Origin of the sequence: Rhizobium sp. YTUHZ045 (assembly GCF_051124255.1) — a bacterium.
Taxonomy (GTDB): domain Bacteria; phylum Pseudomonadota; class Alphaproteobacteria; order Rhizobiales; family Rhizobiaceae; genus Rhizobium.
The window spans coordinates 2,103,242-2,122,814 of sequence record NZ_CP101432.1 but is presented as its reverse complement, the minus strand read 5'-3'; the positions used below and the strand labels follow the sequence as shown (position 1 = coordinate 2,122,814).

Sequence of the window (19,573 nt, the reverse complement as noted above, 5' to 3'; positions counted from 1 at the left end):
ATCCCGCTTTGTCGGACATGGAATCGTTGTCATCATGAACGCGCTCGATCGGCAGGGCAATATTGCCGGCCGAAAAGGGGCGTAGCGTCTGGTCGCCGCTTGCCCCCAATCCGCTTGGCCCGTCGATCTTGTTCACTCGGTTCCAAATCGAGGAGCGAGAGAGCGTCTTCCGGGCTATCAGCGGCCCTGGAAGATCTTGATGAGCTTTGGCGTAAACCGGTGAGCCTTGATGTCGAGCAGATCCTGATACGTAGCGCGACCGGAGATCGCGGCCGTCAGATATCGCTGGCAGGCGATCCTCGGAGCGTCATTGTCGGAGACGTTTGTCACGATCCCCGCGGCGCGCCGCGCATTTGCATCGAAATCCTTTGTGCACACTTTGACGAACTCGTTTCTCGCTCTCGCGCTGCCTTGCAGCAGCGTTACTGTCGCATCATAGTCCTGCTGCGTCGGTGCACAGCCGGCAAGCAGTGCAATAGAAATCATTATTGTCGCGGTTCGGGCGCGCATCATCAATATCCCCAGGTTACGCCTTGATCGGCAGCTGCTGTTAATTTGATTCTCGGCATGCGGGAAAGATCCAGGACCTCGCGGCGAGAAATTATGATAATCGGATTTGCGATGTCGCTATTGCGGGCTTCGATGGGATCTGCGTTTACCACCAGACGGAACGGCGGGTTTGCAGGGCTTTTCCCCAGCTTGTCATCTTCCTGAAACACGAGTCTGGTTTTGGAAGGCTAGATGAAAGATGGGGCACGAGCACTGTTCGTGACAGACATGATGGAACCCAGACATTTCCGCACGCTCTTCATTTCCGATGTGCATCTCGGCTCGAAGGCCGCGAAGGCTGATTTCCTGCTGGATTTCCTGCGCTACCACGAAGCCGATACGATCGTGCTCGTCGGCGACATCGTCGACGGCTGGCGCCTGAAGCGCAGCTGGTACTGGCCACAGGTCTGCAACGACGTCGTCCAGAAACTGCTGCGCAAGGCGCGCAAGGGCACGCGCGTCGTCTACATCCCCGGCAATCACGACGAATTCCTTCGCGACTTCCCGGGCATGCATTTCGGCGGCATCGAGGTCGTCGAGCGCATGATGCATGACGGCGCGGACGGCAAGAAATACCTGATCCTGCACGGCGACGAGTTCGACGTCGTTGTCCGCAACGCCCGCCTGCTCGCCTATCTCGGTGACTGGGCCTATGATACGGCAATCCGCATCAACATCCTGCTCGCCGCCGTCCGCCGTCGCCTTGGCATGCCCTATTGGTCGTTTTCCGCCTGGGCGAAGCTGCAGGTCAAGCATGCGGTCAATTTCATCGGCGAGTTCGAACGCGTCGTGGCTGAAGAGGCGCGCAAGAGCGGAGCCGACGGGGTGATCTGCGGCCACATCCACCACGCCGTCATCCAGGAGATGGACGGCATCCGCTACATCAACACCGGCGACTGGGTGGAAAGCTGCACAGCGGTTGCAGAGCATGAGGACGGCACGTTCGAACTGATCACCTGGCGAGCGCTTGCTAGCGCAGTGCCGGCGCTTACCGCAGTCGAGCGTCTCGAAGAGGCGGAACTCGCCGCGCAGGCAGCGTGATTTTACAGCCGTCGCAGTCGCGGCGGCTCGCCAGCAATTTAGCCGTTACCGCGAGGTAACAGGCCCAATTTATTTTCTAATACGTTTCCGGACGGCTATTTCTCGCAATGGTCGCCCCCCGGGGTGGTGTGTTAGGAAAACATCTAGTTTCCTTCAGGTCCACCGATGATTCCCGCTCAACATTCTCCGGGTGAGGGAGCGCCGCCGCGCTTCCGGCTGCTCAGCGCGCTGTCCTATTGCGCGCCGCTGCTCGTCAATGGCGTCGTGCTGCCATTTTTCCCGGTCTGGCTGCAAACCCATAGTTTCAGTGACCGTGAAATCGGCATTATTCTCGCCATACCGATGGTGGTTCGAGTCCTGGTAGCACCTGTCGTCGCCATGATCGCCGACCGCATGAAGGAGCGCGCCACCGTGCTGCTCTGGTCGGGTGGCCTGTCGCTGCTGACGGCGATCGCGCTTTACTGGACGACCAGCTTTTGGCCGGTGACAATCGTCTTCGCGCTGCAGGGCGCCACCTTTGCGCCCTATGTGCCCGTGGTCGAATCGATCGTCATTTCAGGCGTGCGCCGCTGGGGGCTCGATTATGGGTCGATGCGCGTATGGGGCTCGATCGCCTTCATCGTCTCGACGCTCCTCGGCGGTCAGCTGATCGGGCAGGGGGGCGGCGGCATGGTGCTCGTCGTCATGGTGTTCGGCTTCACGATGACGGTGGCGATGGCGATCTTCTGTCCGCGGATCGGGCCCACACGGCGGCGCGGCCAGCCAATCGACCTGCCGGCCGCCACCGGCAGCGGGTTGCGCGAACCACATTTGCTGCTGCTCCTGATCGGAGTTGCCATCCAGCAGTCGAGCCACGCGGTGCTCAATGCTTTTTCCTCGATTTACTGGCATCAGCTCGGCTTTTCCGGCACCGAGGTCGGCTTGCTCTGGAGCGCCGGCGTTGCTTCGGAGGTGACGGTGTTCTTTCTATCGAAGCGTCTCAATCGGCGCTTCAATGCCTGGACATTGATCCGCTTCGGCTGCGCCATCAGCGTCTGCCGCTGGATCCTGTTTCCCATGAATGCCGGCTTTGCCGGCTTCTTCCTGCTGCAATGTTTCCACGGCTTCACCTATGCCTTCGTGCATACCGGCGTGCAGCGGAGAATCGTGGCGACGGTGCAGGAAACGCAGGAGGCCTCGGCGCAGGGCGCCTATTTCTTCTATGTCGGCATGGCGATGGGGTTGATGACCATCGCTTCGGGCTACCTCTACGCCTGGCTCGGCCTTGTCAGCTATTACGTCATGGCGCTCGTCGCGCTTTCCGGCCTCGGGCTGGTCATCTCAGCCTACTATCTTCAGCCCCAGAGGGTGCTTTCCGGCGGAAAGACCAGGGAAGCGGCGTAGCGCAGGCCCGGTTGGCGGTCGCGGGCAAGCAGCAGCGGGCCATCGAGATCGACGAAATCGGCATCCTGCGCGAGCAGCACGGCTGGCGCCATCGCAAGCGAAGTGCCGACCATGCAGCCGATCATGATCGAAAAGCCGAGCCTCTCCGCTTCGGCCTTCATCGCCAAGGCTTCCGTGAGGCCGCCTGTCTTGTCGAGCTTGATATTGATCGCATCATAGCGGTCGGCAAGGCTTGCGAGGTCTCCGGTGTGATGCACACTCTCGTCGGCGCAGACGAGCAGCGGGCGGCGGATTTCGGCAAGCAGCGCATCGCGGCCTGCTGGCAACGGTTGCTCGACGAGGGCAACGCCCGCCTCCGCGGCGATCTGCAGATGACGTTCCAGCACCGCCTCCGGCCAGCCCTCATTGGCGTCGAGAATGATCGCAGCATCGGGTGCGGCCGCGCGGACTGCGCGGATGCGGCTTTCATCGTCACCGGTTCCCACCTTGACCTTGAGCAGAGCGCGACCGGCATGTTCGCGCGCCTGCGCGGCCATCACTTCCGGCTCGCCGAGCGAGATGGTGTAGGCTGTCGTGAGCGGTTTGAGCGCCGTGAGGCCGAGGCGGGCGGCGACCGTTTGGCCCGTCCGTTTTGCTTCGAGATCCCAGAGAGCGCAATCCACGGCGTTGCGTGCGGCACCCGGCGGCATCGCCGACAAGAGGTCGTCGCGCGAAATGCCGGATTCGATCAGCGGGCGCGCTGCCTCGATCTGGGCCAAGACGCTCTCCATGGTCTCGCCGTAGCGGCGGTAGGGCACGCATTCGCCGTGCCCTTGCGCGCCTTCTTCCGTGACTTCGCAGCTAATGATCTCGGCCTTAGTCTTTGCGCCGCGCGAGATGGTGAAGGTCCCGGCAATCGGAAAGGAATTCATCTGGATATCGAGGGTGCGCGGCATTATTGCTATCCTGCGAGCATGGAAATTGGACGTTGCTTCTGTATATTGACGCGCCGGCGGCGATCCGCTTCGCGAGTCGGCAATGTCGCCGTAAGCCTTGAAAGACACAAGTATCTTGAACGCCGAGAATCGCAACGCCGCCTCACTGCAAGTGGACGACCGGCCAGATGGTTCGGGGCAGCATGTTCGTCTCAGCGGCAATTGGCGCAGCGCCTATGTGCATCTTGTGCTGCGCGACTTCGAAAAGCTTCGGCGAGAGAAGACCGGCAATCTGACGCTCGACCTCTCTGATATATCGGAGATCGATACCGCCGGCATCTGGCTTCTTTGCCGGCTAAAGAAGGGGGAGGAAGCAGCCGGGCGCACGGTGCGCTTCGTCGGCACCAATCCGCATATCGATGAAATGCTGGAGATGTTTTCCGAGGAACCGGCCAAACCGGAGCCGGAACAGAAGGAGAAGGTCTCGCTTGCCGCGCGCATCTTGGCGCCGATCGGCAAGATGACTTATGATATCTGGGATAATCTCGCTGCCTCGATGTATATCCTGGGTTCGGCGGTGCGCGGCGCTCAGATGAAGCTCGGCCGCGGCAGTGGCGTCTCGCCGGCCTCCATCGTCAACCAGATCGATCATATGGGGGTTCGCGCCGTTCCGATCATCCTGCTGATGTCGTTTCTGATCGGCGCGATCATCGCCCAGCAGGGCGCTTTCCAGCTGCGTTATTTCGGGGCGGAGGTTTTCGTCGTCGATCTGGTCGGCATTCTGCAGCTGCGCGAAATCGGCGTGCTGCTGACTTCGATCATGATCGCCGGGCGCTCCGGCAGCGCGATCACGGCTGAAATCGGCTCGATGAAGATGCGCGAGGAAATCGACGCGCTGAAGGTGATGGGGCTGAACCCGATCGGCGTATTGATCTTCCCGCGGCTGGTGGCGCTGACCATCGCGCTGCCGCTTTTGACGGTATTGGCGAATTTCGCTTCGCTGGCGGGGGCTGCCGTCGTCGCCTGGGGCTATTCCGGTATCACCTTCGCCAATTTCCTGGCGCGACTGCACGAGGCGATTACGCTGTCGACCGTGCTGTCGGGCATGATCAAGGCGCCATTCATGGCGCTCGTCATCGGCATCGTCGCCGCCGTCGAAGGGCTGAAGGTCGGTGGCAGTGCGGAGTCGCTCGGCCAGCACGTGACGGCCTCGGTGGTGAAGGCGATTTTCGTCGTCATCCTGATGGACGGGCTTTTTGCGATGTTCTATGCAGCAATCAACTTCTAGTATGGCGGGCAGGGTGGACGAGCAGCCGATCGAAAGCGAAGAACGGGGCAGGGATGTCGTGCTTTCGGCGCGCGACGTGACCGTCGCCTTTGGCTCCAAGGTGGTGCTCGACAAACTGAATCTCGATATCTATCGCGGTGAGATCCTCGGCTTCGTCGGTGCTTCGGGCACCGGCAAATCGGTGCTGATGCGAACGGTGCTGCGGCTGCTGCCGCGCCGCTCCGGCACGATCAAGATCCTGGGCCAGGACTTCGACGAGCTCAACGAGCCGCAACGCAACGCGCTCGACATGCGGCTCGGCGTGCTCTTCCAGCAGGGCGCATTGTTTTCGTCGCTGACTGTCAAGGAAAACATCCAGGTGCCGATGCGCGAATATCTCGATCTGCCGCACTCGCTAATGGATGAGCTGGCGCATCTGAAGATTCGCATGGTGGGGCTCGCGGCCGATGCCGCCGACAAATACCCGTCCGAACTCTCAGGGGGTATGATCAAGCGCGCAGCTCTTGCCCGCGCGCTGGCGCTCGATCCGGAGCTCGTCTTCTTGGACGAGCCGACCTCCGGTCTCGACCCTATCGGCGCAGCCGAATTCGACGAACTGATCGCCAACCTGCGCGATAGTCTCGGACTGACCGTCTATATGGTGACGCACGATCTCGACAGCCTGTTTTCGGTTTGTGACCGTATTGCCGTGCTCGGAAAGAAGCGAGTAATGGTGGAAGGCACGATCGACGACATGCTGGCCTATGACGATCCGTGGGTGCAGGCCTATTTTAGAGGTAAGCGAGCACGGTCGATCGTGCCGCAGGACAATGGCGCGCGGCACGGCAACGGCAGCGGCGGGAAGTGACCGGATAGATGGAAACCAAAGCCAATTACACGATTGTCGGTTTTTTCACGGTGCTGGTGATCGCGGCCGCCTTCGGCTTCGTCTACTGGATGGCCGAATATGGCCGTGGCGGCCCGATGACGGAGCTGATCGTGCGTATTCCGGGCTCGGCGAACGGGCTCAGCGTCGGCTCACCGGTGCGCTTCAACGGTATCCAGGTGGGCTCGGTGCAGACGCTGTCGATCGATGCCGACGATCCGCAATATTCGCTGGCCTTCACCCAGGTGCGCACAGACGCACCGATCTACCCCTCCACCAAGGCCGCGCTTGAAATTCAGGGCCTGACGGGCGCCGCCTATATCGAACTGTCGGGCGGCCGCAAGGGTGAGGAGAGTATCCTTAAACATGCGATCGAAAACGGCAAACGCGCCGTTATCGTCGCCGACCAGTCGAGCGTCACCAATCTCCTGGCGACCGCCGATAAGATCCTTGATCGCGCCAATGACGCGGTTGGCGAACTTCAGGGTTTCATCGAAGATTCGCGTGCTCCGCTGACCCAGACGTTCAAGAATGCCGAAACCTTCTCGGATGCGCTGGCCAAGAATTCCGGCAATATCGACGCCTTCCTGCAGAGCGTCGGTGAGCTCTCCAACACGGTGAAGGCGGTTTCCGGGCGTGTCGATTCGACGCTTCAGGCCGTGGAATCACTGGTCAGGGCCGTCGACGCGCAGAAGGTCGACAATATCGTCTCCAATGCCGAGAAGATCACCGCCAATGTGGCCGATGCCTCAGGCGATCTCAAGGGCGCGATCAGGAAGTTCGACGAGACGGCCACCACCTTCAACGATTTCGGCAAGCAGGCGCAGGCAACGCTCGACCGCGTCGATACGCTCGTTGCCCAGATCGACGCGGCGAAGATCAAGGGTTCGGTCGACGATATTTCGCAAGCCACAAAGGATGCGCGTGCGGCAGTTGCCTCGATCCGCGACGTCGCCAATACGGTTTCGTTGCGCCAGAAAGATATCGACCAGACGATCCAGGACGTGTCGCAGCTTGCCAATAAGCTGAATTCGGCTTCGACACGCATCGACGGCATTCTCATCAAGGTCGATGCGCTGCTTGGAACCGACAACACGCAATCGCTGTTCGCCGAGGCGCGCGATACGCTGGAATCCTTCAAGAAGGTGGCCGATAATCTGAACTCGCGAATCGGTCCGATCGCCGATAATCTTCAGAAATTCTCGAGCGGCGGCTTGCGCGACGTGCAGACCCTCATCAACGACATGCGCGGAACCGTGAGCAATCTCAACGATACGATCAGCAACTTCGACCGCAATCCGCAACGCCTGATCTTTGGCGGGGACACGGTCAAACAGTACGACGGCCGGACGCGGCGTTAACAGGGAAAGTCAGGGGTAGCCCAGTATGGTCGCATCGCATCTGTTGTCGCGCCGTTCGTGGATCAGGGGAACGGCGATCGCGCTGCCGCTGACTGCGTTGATCCTGTCGGGCTGTGGCACTTCAGCCAAGAACGATACCTATGATCTCTCTGCGGCCGTCGATGGCGATGGACCTGCTGCCAAATCCCGCCAGATCCTGATTGCTGGGCCGACGGCACTCAGATCGCTCGACAGCGATCAGATCGTTATCCGCGTCTCGCCGTCGGAAATCCAGTATCTGTCGCGGGCGCAGTGGGGCGACAAGCTGCCGCGCATCGTGCAATCGAAACTGGTCGAGGCCTTCGAGAATTCGGGAAAGCTCGGCGGCGTCGGCATGCCGGGGCAGGGGCTGGCGATCGATTACCAGATCGTCACCGATATCCGCGCATTCGAAATCGACGCCTCGAGCGGCAACCAGGCGGTGGTCGAAATCTCCGCCAAGATTCTCAACGACCGAAACGGCTCGGTACGCGCCCAGAAGGTGTTCCGCGCCATGACGCCGGCCGGCGGCGACAACGTCGGCTTCGTCAAGGGTCTCGACCGCGCCTTTTCGACGGTGGTGTCGGAGATCGTCGGCTGGACGCTGCGCGCAATCTGAGATTGCGTTTTCGCAGGTGCAGCTTGGAAATCATAGGTTGCCGATACGGAAAAAATATTGGCGCTACGAGGTTGAGGCGTTCAGCCTATTAAATTTATTCATGAATTTGTGGAAAGCGTCGTGTTAGCGCTGTCAGGAGGCATGCTGCATGGTGGTCGCACGAGTATTCGGAAAGTCGTCATCTGAAGCGGTTCAGCGAGAAAAGGAACGGCTGGCAGCGTTGCAGCAACTCGATCTGCTCGACACGCCCAAGGACGAAGGCTTCGAGCGAATCGTCCGCCTTATACAGCAGGTATTTTCCGTCGACATCGGCATCGTGTCACTGATCGATGCGCACCGGCAATGGTACAAGGCCTGTTCCGGCATGTCGGGCGACGAGGTCTCGCTCGAAGACACATTCTGCCGCTACGTGGTGGACTGTGACGAGCCTGTCATCGTTCCTGATGCCAGCAAGGATCTGCGCTTTGCAACGCATCCTGCGGTCACCGGCGCGGACCATATCCGCTTTTATGCCGGTGTTCCGCTCAGAACGAAGGCCGGCCACATGATTGGAACCGTGTGCGCCATCGATCGCCGGCCCAGATCGTTCGGCAGCAAAGATCTTTGTATTCTCGAGGAATTGGCGGGAGCAGCGATGGACCGCCTCGAACTCATGCAGTCCGCCGCTACCGACAGCCTGACCGAGGCCATGACGCGGCGAGCTTTCAAGCAGGAAGCCGATCAGCTGATTTCCCTCGCCCTGCGGCATCAGCATGACCTGTCCTGCATCGTTTTCGACATCGATCATTTCAAGAAGGTGAACGATGGGTACGGGCATGCCGCAGGTGACGCGGTTCTCAAGTCGGTCGCATCGATCTGCAGGGCGACCCTTCGCGCCGGTGATTTGTTCGGCCGTATCGGGGGCGAGGAATTTGCCGTCGTTCTGCCGCATGTCGATCGGGAGAGAGCGGCCGCCGTCGCCGAAAAACTCAGAACCGCCATCGCCTCGCAGGTCATTTTCGGCGATCACGGCTCGCTGACCGTCACGGCAAGCCTCGGAACTTCGGCGCTATCTATCGTCAGCAGAGACATCGAAACACTGCTCGCTCAAGCGGATGCGGCGATGTATCAGGCAAAACAGGGCGGGCGCAATCGCTGCGTCTCATGGAGTTCTATTCACGCCGATCACGCCATTGGCGCGCGGCGGCGCGTGCTGAAGGCAGGTTCGATCCTATTTAACGACCGGCGCTCGACTATCGACTGCACCGTCAAATCGATCGGCGCGGAGAGCGCAGGCATTTCGGTTTCGAATACGGCGGGCATCCCCTCGGAATTCACTCTTGCCATCAAGGGCGAAGGTTTCGAAACCAATTGCCGCGTGATCGCGCAAGACCGGCAAAACCTGGAAGTGGCTTTTCGGTAGCAAAACGTGTCGCCATCCTTCAACGTCGCATGCCGGTTACCTCGTCGGCTGCGCATCCGTCATCGTCGCTGCAGGCTGGCTGCCTGGCGTGGTGGAGGCGGTGGCGGTGGGCGATGACGGCAGCGTGCTGTCGAGGAGGCTCGCCATCTTGTCGTCGCGCAGGCTTGCAGTCTTTTCACCCATGACGACGCCGACGACGCGGCGGCCATCTTTCAGCGCCGAGGTCACGACATTGTAGCCTGAGGCATCGGTATAGCCCGTTTTGATGCCATCGACGCCGTCATAGCGGTACATCAGGTTGTTGTGGCCGCGCAGTTTCATGCCCCGGAACTTAAAGCCGCGCATGGAGAAGAGCTTGAACTCCTCGGGGAAGTCCCGCATCAGCGAGACGCCCAGGGTCGCCATATCACGCGCCGTGGTGACCTGCTCCGGATCAGGCAGGCCCGAAGGGTTCTTGAAAACCGTGTCGTTCATGCCGAGTTGGTGCGCCTTGTCGGTCATCGTTCTGGCGAAGGTCTGTTCGGAGCCGCTGAGATGTTCGGCGATCGCCACGGCAGAATCGTTGGCGGACAATACCACGATGCTTTCGACAGCTTCACGCAGCGTCACCTGGCGGCCGGCGCCAATAGCGAGTTTGAAGGGTTCCTTGCTCTCGGCATTTTCCGACATGGTGAGCTTCTGGTCCCAGCTGAGACGTCCCTCGTGCAGCGCCTCAAAGGCGAGATAAAGCGTCATCATCTTGGTCAGCGACGCGGGATAGTTGAGATCGTCCTGGTTAGAGGCTTCAAGGACCTGACCGGATTGCGCATCAATCACAAAGCTTGCCTGACCGGCCTCAGCCGGAATGAAAGCGCCCATCAGCAGGGTGGACGAAAACGCGATGGCAAGAAGCCGGGATGTCGTCGTGGTCATCGGTATTGCTGTCTCTTTCGTTACGCGGCCGAGGAACCGTTGGCTTTAAACGCAAGCGGATCGAAAAAGTTTGTGACGGAATGAAGGAAGGCGGGCAATAAAAAAGGCCTGTCCACAGATGATACCTTTTGTCTCGGCCCCTGCGGTTTTGACAATCGCGCGCATGGCACGTAGAAATCCGTCATGAGCATTAAGCGCGCGCCGTTCTCCCATCATGACCGCACCTGCCTGCAGGTCGCGATCGCGCGCGCCATTGGCGGACGAGGTCTCCGCGTCCTGCTGTGACGTCCGGGCGCCACATGCGTCCGGCGCGCCGCCGGACGTAAAGCCCTTCACCACGTCAACAGGGTTGCCAGGGAGACAGGCACCATGCTCAATATTTATCACGTCAATTCGCTCGTCCATTGGGAGGAGCGCGAGATCAATCTTCGCGATCATATGATCGGCTTCTTCTCGCAGGAAGTCCGCAACTTTCTCAGATCGGTCAATCCGGCCTGGGATATGCGAAGGGTCGAGGCGCCGGCGCTGATGCCGCGGCCGCTGGTTTCAAGTGCCTATTCGAACGCCGACATCTGGGTACAGGAGCAACTCGGGGCTGGCGATGCTGTGCTGGTACTGAGGCCGGAGACCACGCCTTCGACCTATGTCTACATGCAGCACATGCTCGGAAACCATTCGAAGACGCGGTTGCCTCTCTGCGTCTGGCAGGCCGGCAGGTCGTATCGCCGCGAGCAGGAGCAGCCGACGAAACACATGCGACTGAAGGAATTCTGGCAGCTCGAATGTCAATGCGCCTTCACCGCCGACAGCGGCAACGACTATCACGCGGCCTGCCTCGAACCGGTCCGCCGCATGATCGCCTCGCTGATCCATCTGCCGACGCGGGTCGTGCCCTCCGACCGGCTGCCGGCCTATTCAGAGGTGACGATGGATATCGAGGTCGATAATGGCGACAAGTGGATGGAGGTCTGCTCGATCTCGCGTCGTACCGACTTTCCGCACCGTTACCGGTCGCAGCCTGGGAAGGGAGCGGCCGTCGATCACAACGTCCTCGTGCTCGAAATCGCCATCGGCCTCGACCGCTGCGTCTACAACTGGGGCATAGCGGCCGAGGCGTGAGGGGCGGAAAACCGGGACCGCATGGCAATCCCGGTTTTCGCTGCAGTTGTTCAGAAGATATAAGCGGTGGTTGCCGGAGCCTTATGAAAAGGTAATGTCGCCGGCAGAGCGGACGTTCACACCCGCCTTGCCGGCATCGAAACCATCAAGCGTTTCATTGTGGTGAGCGATGATCGCGGAGAAGGTGAGGGTCGCCGTGTCACCGGTTGTGTGGCCGTCGGCAACCAGGGTCACGTCATAGCCGAGCGAAACGGCCCGCCTGACGGTCGTGTCGACGCAGAATTGCGACATGCAGCCGCCGACTATGAGGTGTGTAATTGAACGTTCTTGCAAGGGGTCGGCAAGATCGGTCCCGAAGAAGGAGTCGGCGCTTTTCTTGCGCACGACGATCTCACCTTTTTGCGGCGCAATCTCCCGGCGCAGCGCCCATCCCGGCGTGCCCACGGCCAATCGATGACCGCTGTCGCCATCATGCTGCACTAGCACGACCGGCACGCCGGCCTGTCGCGCTTTTTCCTTGAGCAACGCCAGCCGAGCAACGGTCTCATCAAGTGCGGAATCGACCTCGGCCTGGCGCTCCGGCGTTGCCTTTCCGGAGAGAATTGCATTCTGTACGTCGATAATTAGGAGGGCCTTGGTCATCTTGTTCGCGGTTCCAGGCTGGGGAGAAGATCATACCCCCGGCATCAGTGAAAGCCGCCTGACACATGTTCAGGCGGCTTCATTTCCACGATATCGGCCAGACTCTATCTCAGCCTGCCCGCTGCGTGGGCGAGCATGGTGTAAACCTTGCCCGTATCCGACGTCAGATAGGACTGTGTGACTGTCTGGTTCGGGTCGGTTCGGGCGACGTCGGCGAGCAGCTTTTCGAAATCGCCGATATAGCGGTCGACGGCGGTGCGGAATTCCGGTTCGCGGTCGTATTTGCGCTTGATCTCGTCGAAGGTCTGCTGGCCCTTCAGCGTGTAGAGGCGTCGGGTGAAGACGTCGCGCTCGCCGCGCTGGTAGCGGCGCCAGAGATCGACCGAGGCATCGTGATCGATGGCGCGGGCGATATCGACGGAGAGAGAATTCAGCGATTCCACGACATGGCGCGGATTGCGGCTGTCGTTGCTGCGTGCGGTCGGTGCGGCGGTTTCCGCCGAGCGGGCGGGAGCACGGGCAGGCGCTTGGTCGGCGGCCTCTTCACGGGATGCGCCCCGCAGAAGATCGCTAATCCAGCCACCGCTTTCCCGGGCCGGTTCCTGGCGGCCCAATTCCTGGCGAGTGGGGGCTGGCTGCTGCGCGGCCCGCTGAGGAGCGGCGGCCGAAGCGGGCGGCGTAATCGTTCCGCGCAGACCTGCCGCTTCGATCGGCGCAGGCGCTGCCGGCCGCGGCGGCTGGGCTGCGATCGGCTGAGCCGGGCGCGGAGCCGGCTGCGCCTGGGCAAGCGAGCGGGCGGCGGGTTCGGAGATTTCGAGCTGCTGGCTGGAGCGGCCGACAAGCTGCGAGATATCCTGCAGGGCCTTGATCTGTTCGGCGACGGCGCGGCGCATGGCCGAGGCGCTTTCCTTGGCTTCCTCGGGCAGGTCGAAGGCGCCGCGCTTCAGTTCGGCGCGGGTGGCGTCGAGCTCGTTGCGGATGTCGGCAGCGGAGCGGCGGATGTCCTCGGTAGCGCCGGAGAAGCGGCCGACGGCATCTTCAATCGCCTCGCGCAGCGATTCCCGCATGTGCTGGGCAGCACCGTCGGAGGCGCGGCCGGCTTCGCCGAGCATGCGCTCGACTTCCGACAAGGAGGCGGTGAGGCCGCCGCGAATGCGATTGGAGAGATCGCCGGAACGGCGTTCGACATTGGCGAAGGTGCTGTCGATCGTCGTATTGGCCTCATCGCCGGCGCGGGTGATCGCCTCGCGCATCGTCTCGGCGGCCTCCTGAGCGCGCTTCTCGGTCTCCGTCAGAACGCGGCCAATATCGGCGAAGGAAGATTGTACGCCCTGGCGCAGGTTGCCGGTGACCTGGTTGGAGCGTTGCTCGGCCCGCTCGAACACGGTTTCGATCATGTCGCCGAGGCCGCGCATGGTCTTTTGGATCTCATCGGAGCGCTGGACCAGGCTGACGGATAGGGCCTGCAGCGCGCCTTCACGCTCCTCGAGCGTCGAGGCAAGGTTGGACTGGGCGGCACCCAGAAGCTGCGAGGCCTGGGTCAGAACCTTGGAATGTTCGTCGAAGCGGCCGATGATGCTGCCGACCTGGGCCAGCGTCTGGCCAGAGATGTCGGAGAGGCGGTCGACCTTGCCTTCGAGAAGCCTGGTCGATGCGTTGACCATTTCGGCCGCCTTGGTGGCGGAGTCGGCAAAGCGGGTCGTGGTTTCGCCGAGACGCCCGTCGACGCTCGTCAACTGTTCGGCGGCGCGGTTCATCATCATCGCCATCGCCGCGCTGCTTTCCGACATGCGCTGAACCAGGCCGTTGACGTTGCCGACCAGGCTATTCTCGATGGCGCTGACGGCGTTGGCGACATTCTCGGTGCGGGCGGCAACGGCGCTGGCGAGCGCTTCGTTCTCGGCGCGCAGACGGTCGGCGCTGAGATTGGCTGCGGCGGTAATGCGGGCAGCCGCCTGTTCGCCGGCATCGGTGTAGCGATCGATGATCGGGCGGGCGGTTTCGTCAAGGATGCGGGTCAATTCGACAGAGCGGCCTGACAGCATCGAATTGAGGTCGCGGGTGCGTTCCTCAAGCGTCGAGCGGATCGAGTTGCCGCGCGCTTCAAGCGCCCGGTCGACGTCGGAGAGAGAGGTATCGATCTCGCGGGCGCGCTCCTCGAGATTGGAGCGGATGGCGCTGCTGCGCGCTTCGAGCGCCCGCTCGACATCCGCCATGGTGGCGGAAATCTCGCTGCCGGCCCCCGACAGCGTCGTGCGGATGGCATTGCCGCGCGCCTCGAGAGACTGGCCGGCGTCCGACAGGGCCCTGGAAATGGCATTGACCTGCGTGCCGACAACGGTCTCCGCCTCGGCGACCTTGTTGACGATGGCATTGCCGGCTTCCGAGAAGGTCTGGGCGACGGCAGCGGCCTGGGTTGCCAGGCGGTTCTGAGCTTCGGCAACCCGCGTGACGATCTGCGAAGAGCGTTCATCCATGGTGCGGGTGAATTCGTCGCTTTTCGCATTGAGATCCTCGGCGAACTGCTGGCCGGTCTTGCCGAGCAGTTCCGTCGTTCTCGTCGCTTCGCCTTCCATTCCCTGGGCTGCTTCGGCCACCGCGCTGCGCAGCGTCGAGGCGAGGCCGGCGGCCTTGCCCTCGATGGTGCGGTTGACGGCGTCGAGGCCGACGGTCAACGCGCGATCCATAGTGGAGAGGCGTTCCTCGATGCGTGCGTTGCCGCGGTCCAGGGTTTCGCCGAGACTTGCCGTGCGGCCCTCGATGGCGCCTGCAAGCGTGGTCGTGCGGCTGTCCAACGTCTCGGCGAGATTGGCGGTGCGGCTGTCGATTGCCTGTGTAAGATTGGAAGCGCTGCCTTCGAGCGTCGCCGAGATGCGTCGGGTGGCGTCGTCACCGAGCGCGCCGAGGCGGGAAATGCCGTCGGCAAGCACGCCGGAGAGCTGGCTGCTGGCGGCTTCGACCTTTTCGGCAACGCCGCCGACGCCGTCGCGGATGCGGGTCTCGATCGCCGTAAGGCCGGCCTCCATACGAGAACCGGTTTCTTCAAGACGTCCCGCAAGGTTCTCAACCGACTGGTCGAGATGGGCGGAAAGGTCTTGGGCGGAGCTCGAAATCGTGTTCGCCGCCTCCTGGAAGCGGCCGGCGATCTGGCCGGCGCCGGCGCGCATGCGATCTTCCAATGTCTGGGCGCCGGCATCGATCGCCTGGCGGATCGAGGCTTCACGGTCTTCCAGCGACATTTCGAGCATGCTGACGCTCGTCGCCACCGAAGTGCCGATGCTGGTCGCCTGTTCAGTGAGCGTATCGCTGATCTGCGCATGCGCCTGGCTCAGCGACAGCTCGATGGCATTGCCGCGATCCTCAAGCGTCGTGCGGATGCGCTCATGGGCGGAAGCGAGCCCGCCTTCGATGCGCGCCGCGGCCTCCTCGGCCAGGCTCCCGAGCCGCGCATGGGCATCGCTGAGGCGGCCTTCGATGCGGCCGGTCAAGCCGCCGACGAGATCTTCAAAGCGAGCACCGCCCGCATCGAGAACCCCCGAAATCACCGCACTGTGCTCGGAGAGCGCGGATTCAAGCCGCCGCTGATTATCGGCATAGGCGTTATGGATAGCGTCCGTCTTGTCGGCAAAGGCGCCGGCGACGCGGGCCTCGGCGCTGGTGACAGCCTCCATGATTGCATTGCTGCGGGCTTCGAGGGCGCTGTCGAATCGGCTCTGGTTGTCATCGAGCGAAATAGCGAGCGCCATGGTCTTTTCGTCGAGCGCATCGGTGAGCCGATCATGGCTTGCCGTTACGGCACCGACGAGCGCGGCTGCGCGGTGTCCCAGGGCTTCCTCGATGCGGATCTGCCCTTCGCTTAGCGAGGCGGCCAGCGCGCTGGCCTTCTGGTCGAGCACACCATTCAGGCGTTCATGTGTGCCGGAGACCGCATTGTTGATCGCATCGGCGCCGGATGTCAGCGTCTCCTCGAGACGGCTCTGGCTCTCGTTCAGCGAAATGGCAAGGGCCATCGCCCGATCGTCGAGCGTCTCGGACAGGCGGTCATGGGTGGCGGAAACTGCGTTGAGGAAGGATTCCGAGCGGCTCTCCAGCGTGTCCTGCAGACGGCTCTGGCCTTCGTTTAAGGAGGCGGTAAGTGCCGAAGCCTTCTCCTCGAGGGTCGCGGCGATACGCTCATGCGTACCGGAGACGGCCTTGAGGAAAGCCTCGGAACGGGATTCCAGCGTGTCTTCGATCCGCGTCTGGTTCTCGTTGAGAGAGATTGCGAGCGCCATCGCCTTCTCGTCCAGCGTTTCCGACAGGCGGTCATGCGTGCCTGAAACGGCATTCAGCAGCGCCGCCGACCGGGTCTGCAGCGTGTCCTCGATGCGAGCCTGGCCTTCGGTCAGCGAGATGGCAAGCGCCATCGCCTTTTCATCGAGGGTCTCCGAGAGACGCTCATGAGTGCCGGATACGGCATTCAGCAGGGCAGCGGAGCGGGTTTCGAGCGTATCTTCGATGCGTGCCTGAGTTTCGTTCAGCGAGTTGGCAAAAGCTGCCGCCTTACCTTGCAGCGTTTCGGCAAACCGGTCATGCGTGCCGGAGACGGCGTTCAACAGGCCTGCGGAACCATTTTCGAGCGTTTCCTCGATGCGGGCCTGGCTCTCGTTCAAGGAAATAGCAAGCGCCATCGCCTTTTCATCAAGGGTCTCGGCAAGCCGGTCGCTCGTGCCGGACACGCTGTTCAACAAGGCTTCGGCGCGGGTTCCGAGCGCGTCCTCGATGCGGGCATGGCGCTCGTCGAGCGAGGTCGTCAGGGCCGCAGCCTTGGTATCCAATGTTTCCGACAGCCGATCATGCGTGCCTGAGACGGCGTTGAGGAAGGCTGCGGAACGGGTCTCCAGCGTGTCTTCGATGCGGCTCTGGCTCTCGTTCAAAGAGATGGCGAGCGCCATTGCCTTTTCGTCGAGCGTTTCGGAGAGGCGGTCATGCGTGCCGGAAACGGCGTTAAGCAGCGCCTCGGAGCGGGTTTCGAGCGTATCCTCAATGCGGGCCTGGCTCTCGTTCAAAGAGATGGCGAGCGCCATCGCCTTTTCGTCGAGCGTTTCCGCAAGACGGTCATGGGTGCCGGAAACCGCGTTGATAATGGCGTCGGAGCGGGTCGTCAGCGCTTCCTCGAAGCGGCCGTGATGGGTGGTCAACGCATCGATCAGCGCTCCGCCGCGCTCCGCCATGACGCTGTCGATACGCTCATGGGCTGTGCCAACCGCGTCCCGGATTTCTGCTGCGCGCGCTGTCAATACGCTGGTGAGTTCCTCGGCGCGGCCGCCGAAGGCCGTCGTGACCTGCTCGGTGCCGGCGGCAACGGCGGCGGTCAAGTCGGCAGTGGTTGCGCGCAGCGTATCGCGGAATTCGGCTGAGCGGGCCTGAAGATTGTTGTGCAGGTCGGAGGCACCGGATGCCAGCGCCAGCGCGATGTCCGAGGTGGCGCTCTGCAGCGCCGAGGTCAGCTCGCCGGTGCGGCTGGTGAGTGCGGTGGTGATTTCTTCGGTGCGGCTATTGAGCGTGCTCTCCAGCACTTCATGGCCGGTTGCGAGCGCCGTCGCAAGCGCCAGCGACTGGTCGGTCATCGACGAGCCGAGCCGGTCGATACTGGAGCTCAAAATGCCCTCGATCGAATCCGAACCGCCGGTCAGCGTTTCGTTGATGCGGGCAAGGCTCTCCATCAGCTTGGTGTCGAGCGACCCGGTGCGCTTGTCGAAAGCGCTCGTGAATTCGGCAACACGCTCGTCGAAGGCGGTCGACAGCTGGGCAACGGTCGTCTGCAGGCGCTCTTCGAAGAAGCCGGAGCGCAGATCAAGATCCATGACGGCGTCGTCGGCGGTGCTCTGCAGGCTCTGGCGGAAGCTTGCGCCCTTCTCATCGAGCGCGCTGTTCAGCTTCGAGAGCACGTCGTCGAGCGTGCCGCTGATGGTGCGTTCGCCCGATGTCAGGCTCTCGTTGATCTCGCGGGTGCGGGCGATCAGGATTTCATTGAGCTGATGCGTGCGCTCGTTTAGCGCCGCGTTCAGCTTCTCGGTGCTGCTGTCCATGGTCGAGGCGCGCGTCTCAAACTGGCTGAGCAGTTTTTCGCCGTGTTCATTGAGGTTGACGGAGAGCGCCTCGAGGCGGTTGTCGAATTCGGTGGCGAGCGCAAAACCGGAGGCGTTGAGGGTCTGGAGCAGGCTGTCGGTCTTGGCGGCGAGCAGGCTGCCCATCGACTGCAGGGCGCTGTCCGATTTTTCCAGGATCGTCGCTGCGCGCGTGTCGATCAGCGAGGCGAAGGCTTCGCCCGACGTGGCGAGCCGCACGGCGATTTCTTCGGTCGCCAGCGACAGTTCTTCCTTCAGCTGGTCGTGGACGCTGCCGATCGAGGTGCGGATGCGGTCGGCATGGTTGACGATCGCCTCCCGCTCCGAACCGAGTTCATGGACGAGGCCGCGCACGCGCAACTCGTTGTCCGCATAGGAGCGTTCCAGCGCGTTGACCTCGGAATGGACCAGCGTTTCCAGCTCGGAAGCGCGCGCGATGGTGCGCTCGATGCCTTCGTTCATGGCCGAGACCTCGCGACGCACTGCCTGGCCAACGGTCATGATGCGCTCGGAGGCAATGGTTTCCGGCTCCGCCAGGCGCAATGCCACCTCTGCCATGGAGCGGGCGGCGTTGCGCATGTCCTGAGCGCGGGAGATCATGATGGCGAAAGCATAGAACATCATCACCGGAATGATGATGCCGACGAGGCCGGCAATAACGCCGGGCAGGGCAACCAGATCGGCGATCGAACGGATCTGCCAGATCTGCGGCGCATAAATCAGCGACATCAGGCCGAGGCCCGCCATGACCCAAAGCACGGAAAACAGGGTAGCGGTGCGCACTGCCGAGCGGCTGGAGGCGCCGTCGAAGGATTTTAGGATCGAGGCGGGCGTATTGCGGCTGGCATCATTGGCGGGCGCGAAGGCCGGCGCTCGGGAAGCCTGCTCGGCCCCGGCGCCGCGGCGGTTGCGGCGCTGCGCTTCTTCCTGGGCCTGCTGATTGCGCGCATTCGATGGATCAGACACATTTCCCTCCGGCGCCTGAGGCGCGTCGCCGCGGCGAGACGGCGCGTTATCCTTGCCGAAGTCGATCTGGAGCGCCTCGTCCAACGCCTTGAACGCCTTGTCCTCGATCGACTCATTGTATTTGTTATTCGCCATTCGATTACGCCTCGTTACTGTCGGCCGGCCCGGTAGCGCATCCCCGGTTTCCGCCTGCCCGGGAACAACTTTGCCGTTACGGCTCTCCATCCCAATCGCGGACGGATAAGCATGTCATTTCAGAGTAGATAGCCGCTTTTTCAAACGGAAGGTATCAAAACACTACCATTATCCACTCACTCGGCAAAGGCGCGTACCATAAACCCGCTCCACCAGTATCGTAGTGACACATCTGGGCTCAGCACACAA

Annotated in this window: 13 protein-coding genes; 8 read left to right on the top strand and 5 right to left on the bottom strand. The window is 62.0% G+C overall.

Annotated elements, in window-relative coordinates; translation table 11 throughout:
• Positions 1-177: 177 nt before the first annotated feature.
• The gene (locus tag NMA58_RS10760; protein ID WP_183700438.1) at positions 178-510 is read right to left on the bottom strand and encodes a hypothetical protein; all 333 of its coding nucleotides are present in this window, start codon (positions 508-510) and stop codon (positions 178-180) included.
• Between the two features lie 267 nt (positions 511-777).
• Here NMA58_RS10760 and NMA58_RS10755 point away from each other — a divergent pair, with 267 nt between their 5' ends.
• Together NMA58_RS10755 and NMA58_RS10750 are read left to right on the top strand one after the other, a co-directional pair.
• A complete protein-coding gene (locus tag NMA58_RS10755; RefSeq protein WP_183700440.1) occupies positions 778-1,590 on the top strand; it encodes a UDP-2,3-diacylglucosamine diphosphatase in 813 nt (270 codons plus the stop codon).
• Between the two features lie 165 nt (positions 1,591-1,755).
• Entirely contained in the window at positions 1,756-2,973 is a 1,218-nt protein-coding gene (locus tag NMA58_RS10750) for an MFS transporter (RefSeq protein WP_434713292.1), read from the top strand.
• On the opposite strand, the gene dgcA is transcribed toward NMA58_RS10750, so the two are convergent.
• Positions 2,925-3,908, bottom strand: a complete 984-nt coding sequence (gene dgcA, locus NMA58_RS10745; protein WP_434713291.1) for an N-acetyl-D-Glu racemase DgcA — start codon at positions 3,906-3,908, stop codon at positions 2,925-2,927. The two genes, NMA58_RS10750 and dgcA, sit on opposite strands and share 49 nt — an antisense overlap.
• Before the next feature lie 97 nt (positions 3,909-4,005).
• On the opposite strand from dgcA, the gene NMA58_RS10740 reads away from it, so the two are divergent.
• The 5 genes from NMA58_RS10740 to NMA58_RS10720 all read left to right on the top strand — a co-directional run bounded on the left by NMA58_RS10740 (position 4,006) and on the right by NMA58_RS10720 (position 9,440).
• On the top strand, positions 4,006-5,175 hold the full coding sequence (locus tag NMA58_RS10740) for an MlaE family lipid ABC transporter permease subunit (protein ID WP_434713290.1): 1,170 nt from the start codon (positions 4,006-4,008) through the stop codon (positions 5,173-5,175).
• A gap of 1 nt (position 5,176) precedes the next feature.
• A complete protein-coding gene (locus NMA58_RS10735; RefSeq protein ID WP_434713289.1) occupies positions 5,177-6,022 on the top strand; it encodes an ABC transporter ATP-binding protein in 846 nt (281 codons plus the stop codon).
• An 8-nt stretch (positions 6,023-6,030) separates the two neighbouring features.
• Entirely contained in the window at positions 6,031-7,401 is a 1,371-nt protein-coding gene (locus NMA58_RS10730; RefSeq protein ID WP_430959005.1) for an MlaD family protein, read from the top strand.
• A gap of 25 nt (positions 7,402-7,426) precedes the next feature.
• Positions 7,427-8,038, top strand: coding sequence for an ABC-type transport auxiliary lipoprotein family protein (locus NMA58_RS10725; RefSeq protein ID WP_085778358.1), 612 nt, complete (start codon positions 7,427-7,429; stop codon positions 8,036-8,038).
• A 148-nt stretch (positions 8,039-8,186) separates the two neighbouring features.
• Positions 8,187-9,440 (top strand): sensor domain-containing diguanylate cyclase, encoded by a 1,254-nt coding sequence (locus NMA58_RS10720; RefSeq protein ID WP_430959004.1) that lies wholly within the window; start codon positions 8,187-8,189, stop codon positions 9,438-9,440.
• Positions 9,441-9,476: 36 nt separating this feature from the next.
• Here the strand turns inward: NMA58_RS10720 and NMA58_RS10715 are convergent, their stop codons facing one another.
• Positions 9,477-10,352 (bottom strand): D-alanyl-D-alanine carboxypeptidase family protein, encoded by an 876-nt coding sequence (locus NMA58_RS10715; RefSeq protein WP_434713288.1) that lies wholly within the window; start codon positions 10,350-10,352, stop codon positions 9,477-9,479.
• Between the two features lie 369 nt (positions 10,353-10,721).
• On the opposite strand from NMA58_RS10715, the gene NMA58_RS10710 reads away from it, so the two are divergent.
• Positions 10,722-11,471: an aminoacyl--tRNA ligase-related protein gene (locus NMA58_RS10710; RefSeq protein ID WP_434713287.1), complete on the top strand. Its 750-nt coding sequence runs from the start codon at positions 10,722-10,724 to the stop codon at positions 11,469-11,471.
• An 81-nt stretch (positions 11,472-11,552) separates the two neighbouring features.
• Here NMA58_RS10710 and NMA58_RS10705 read toward each other — a convergent pair whose 3' ends face one another.
• Both NMA58_RS10705 and NMA58_RS10700 read right to left on the bottom strand, forming a co-directional pair.
• On the bottom strand, positions 11,553-12,113 hold the full coding sequence (locus NMA58_RS10705) for a cysteine hydrolase family protein (protein ID WP_434713286.1): 561 nt from the start codon (positions 12,111-12,113) through the stop codon (positions 11,553-11,555).
• A gap of 104 nt (positions 12,114-12,217) precedes the next feature.
• On the bottom strand, positions 12,218-19,324 hold the full coding sequence (locus tag NMA58_RS10700; protein WP_434713285.1) for a hypothetical protein: 7,107 nt from the start codon (positions 19,322-19,324) through the stop codon (positions 12,218-12,220).
• Positions 19,325-19,573: the final 249 nt, after the last annotated feature.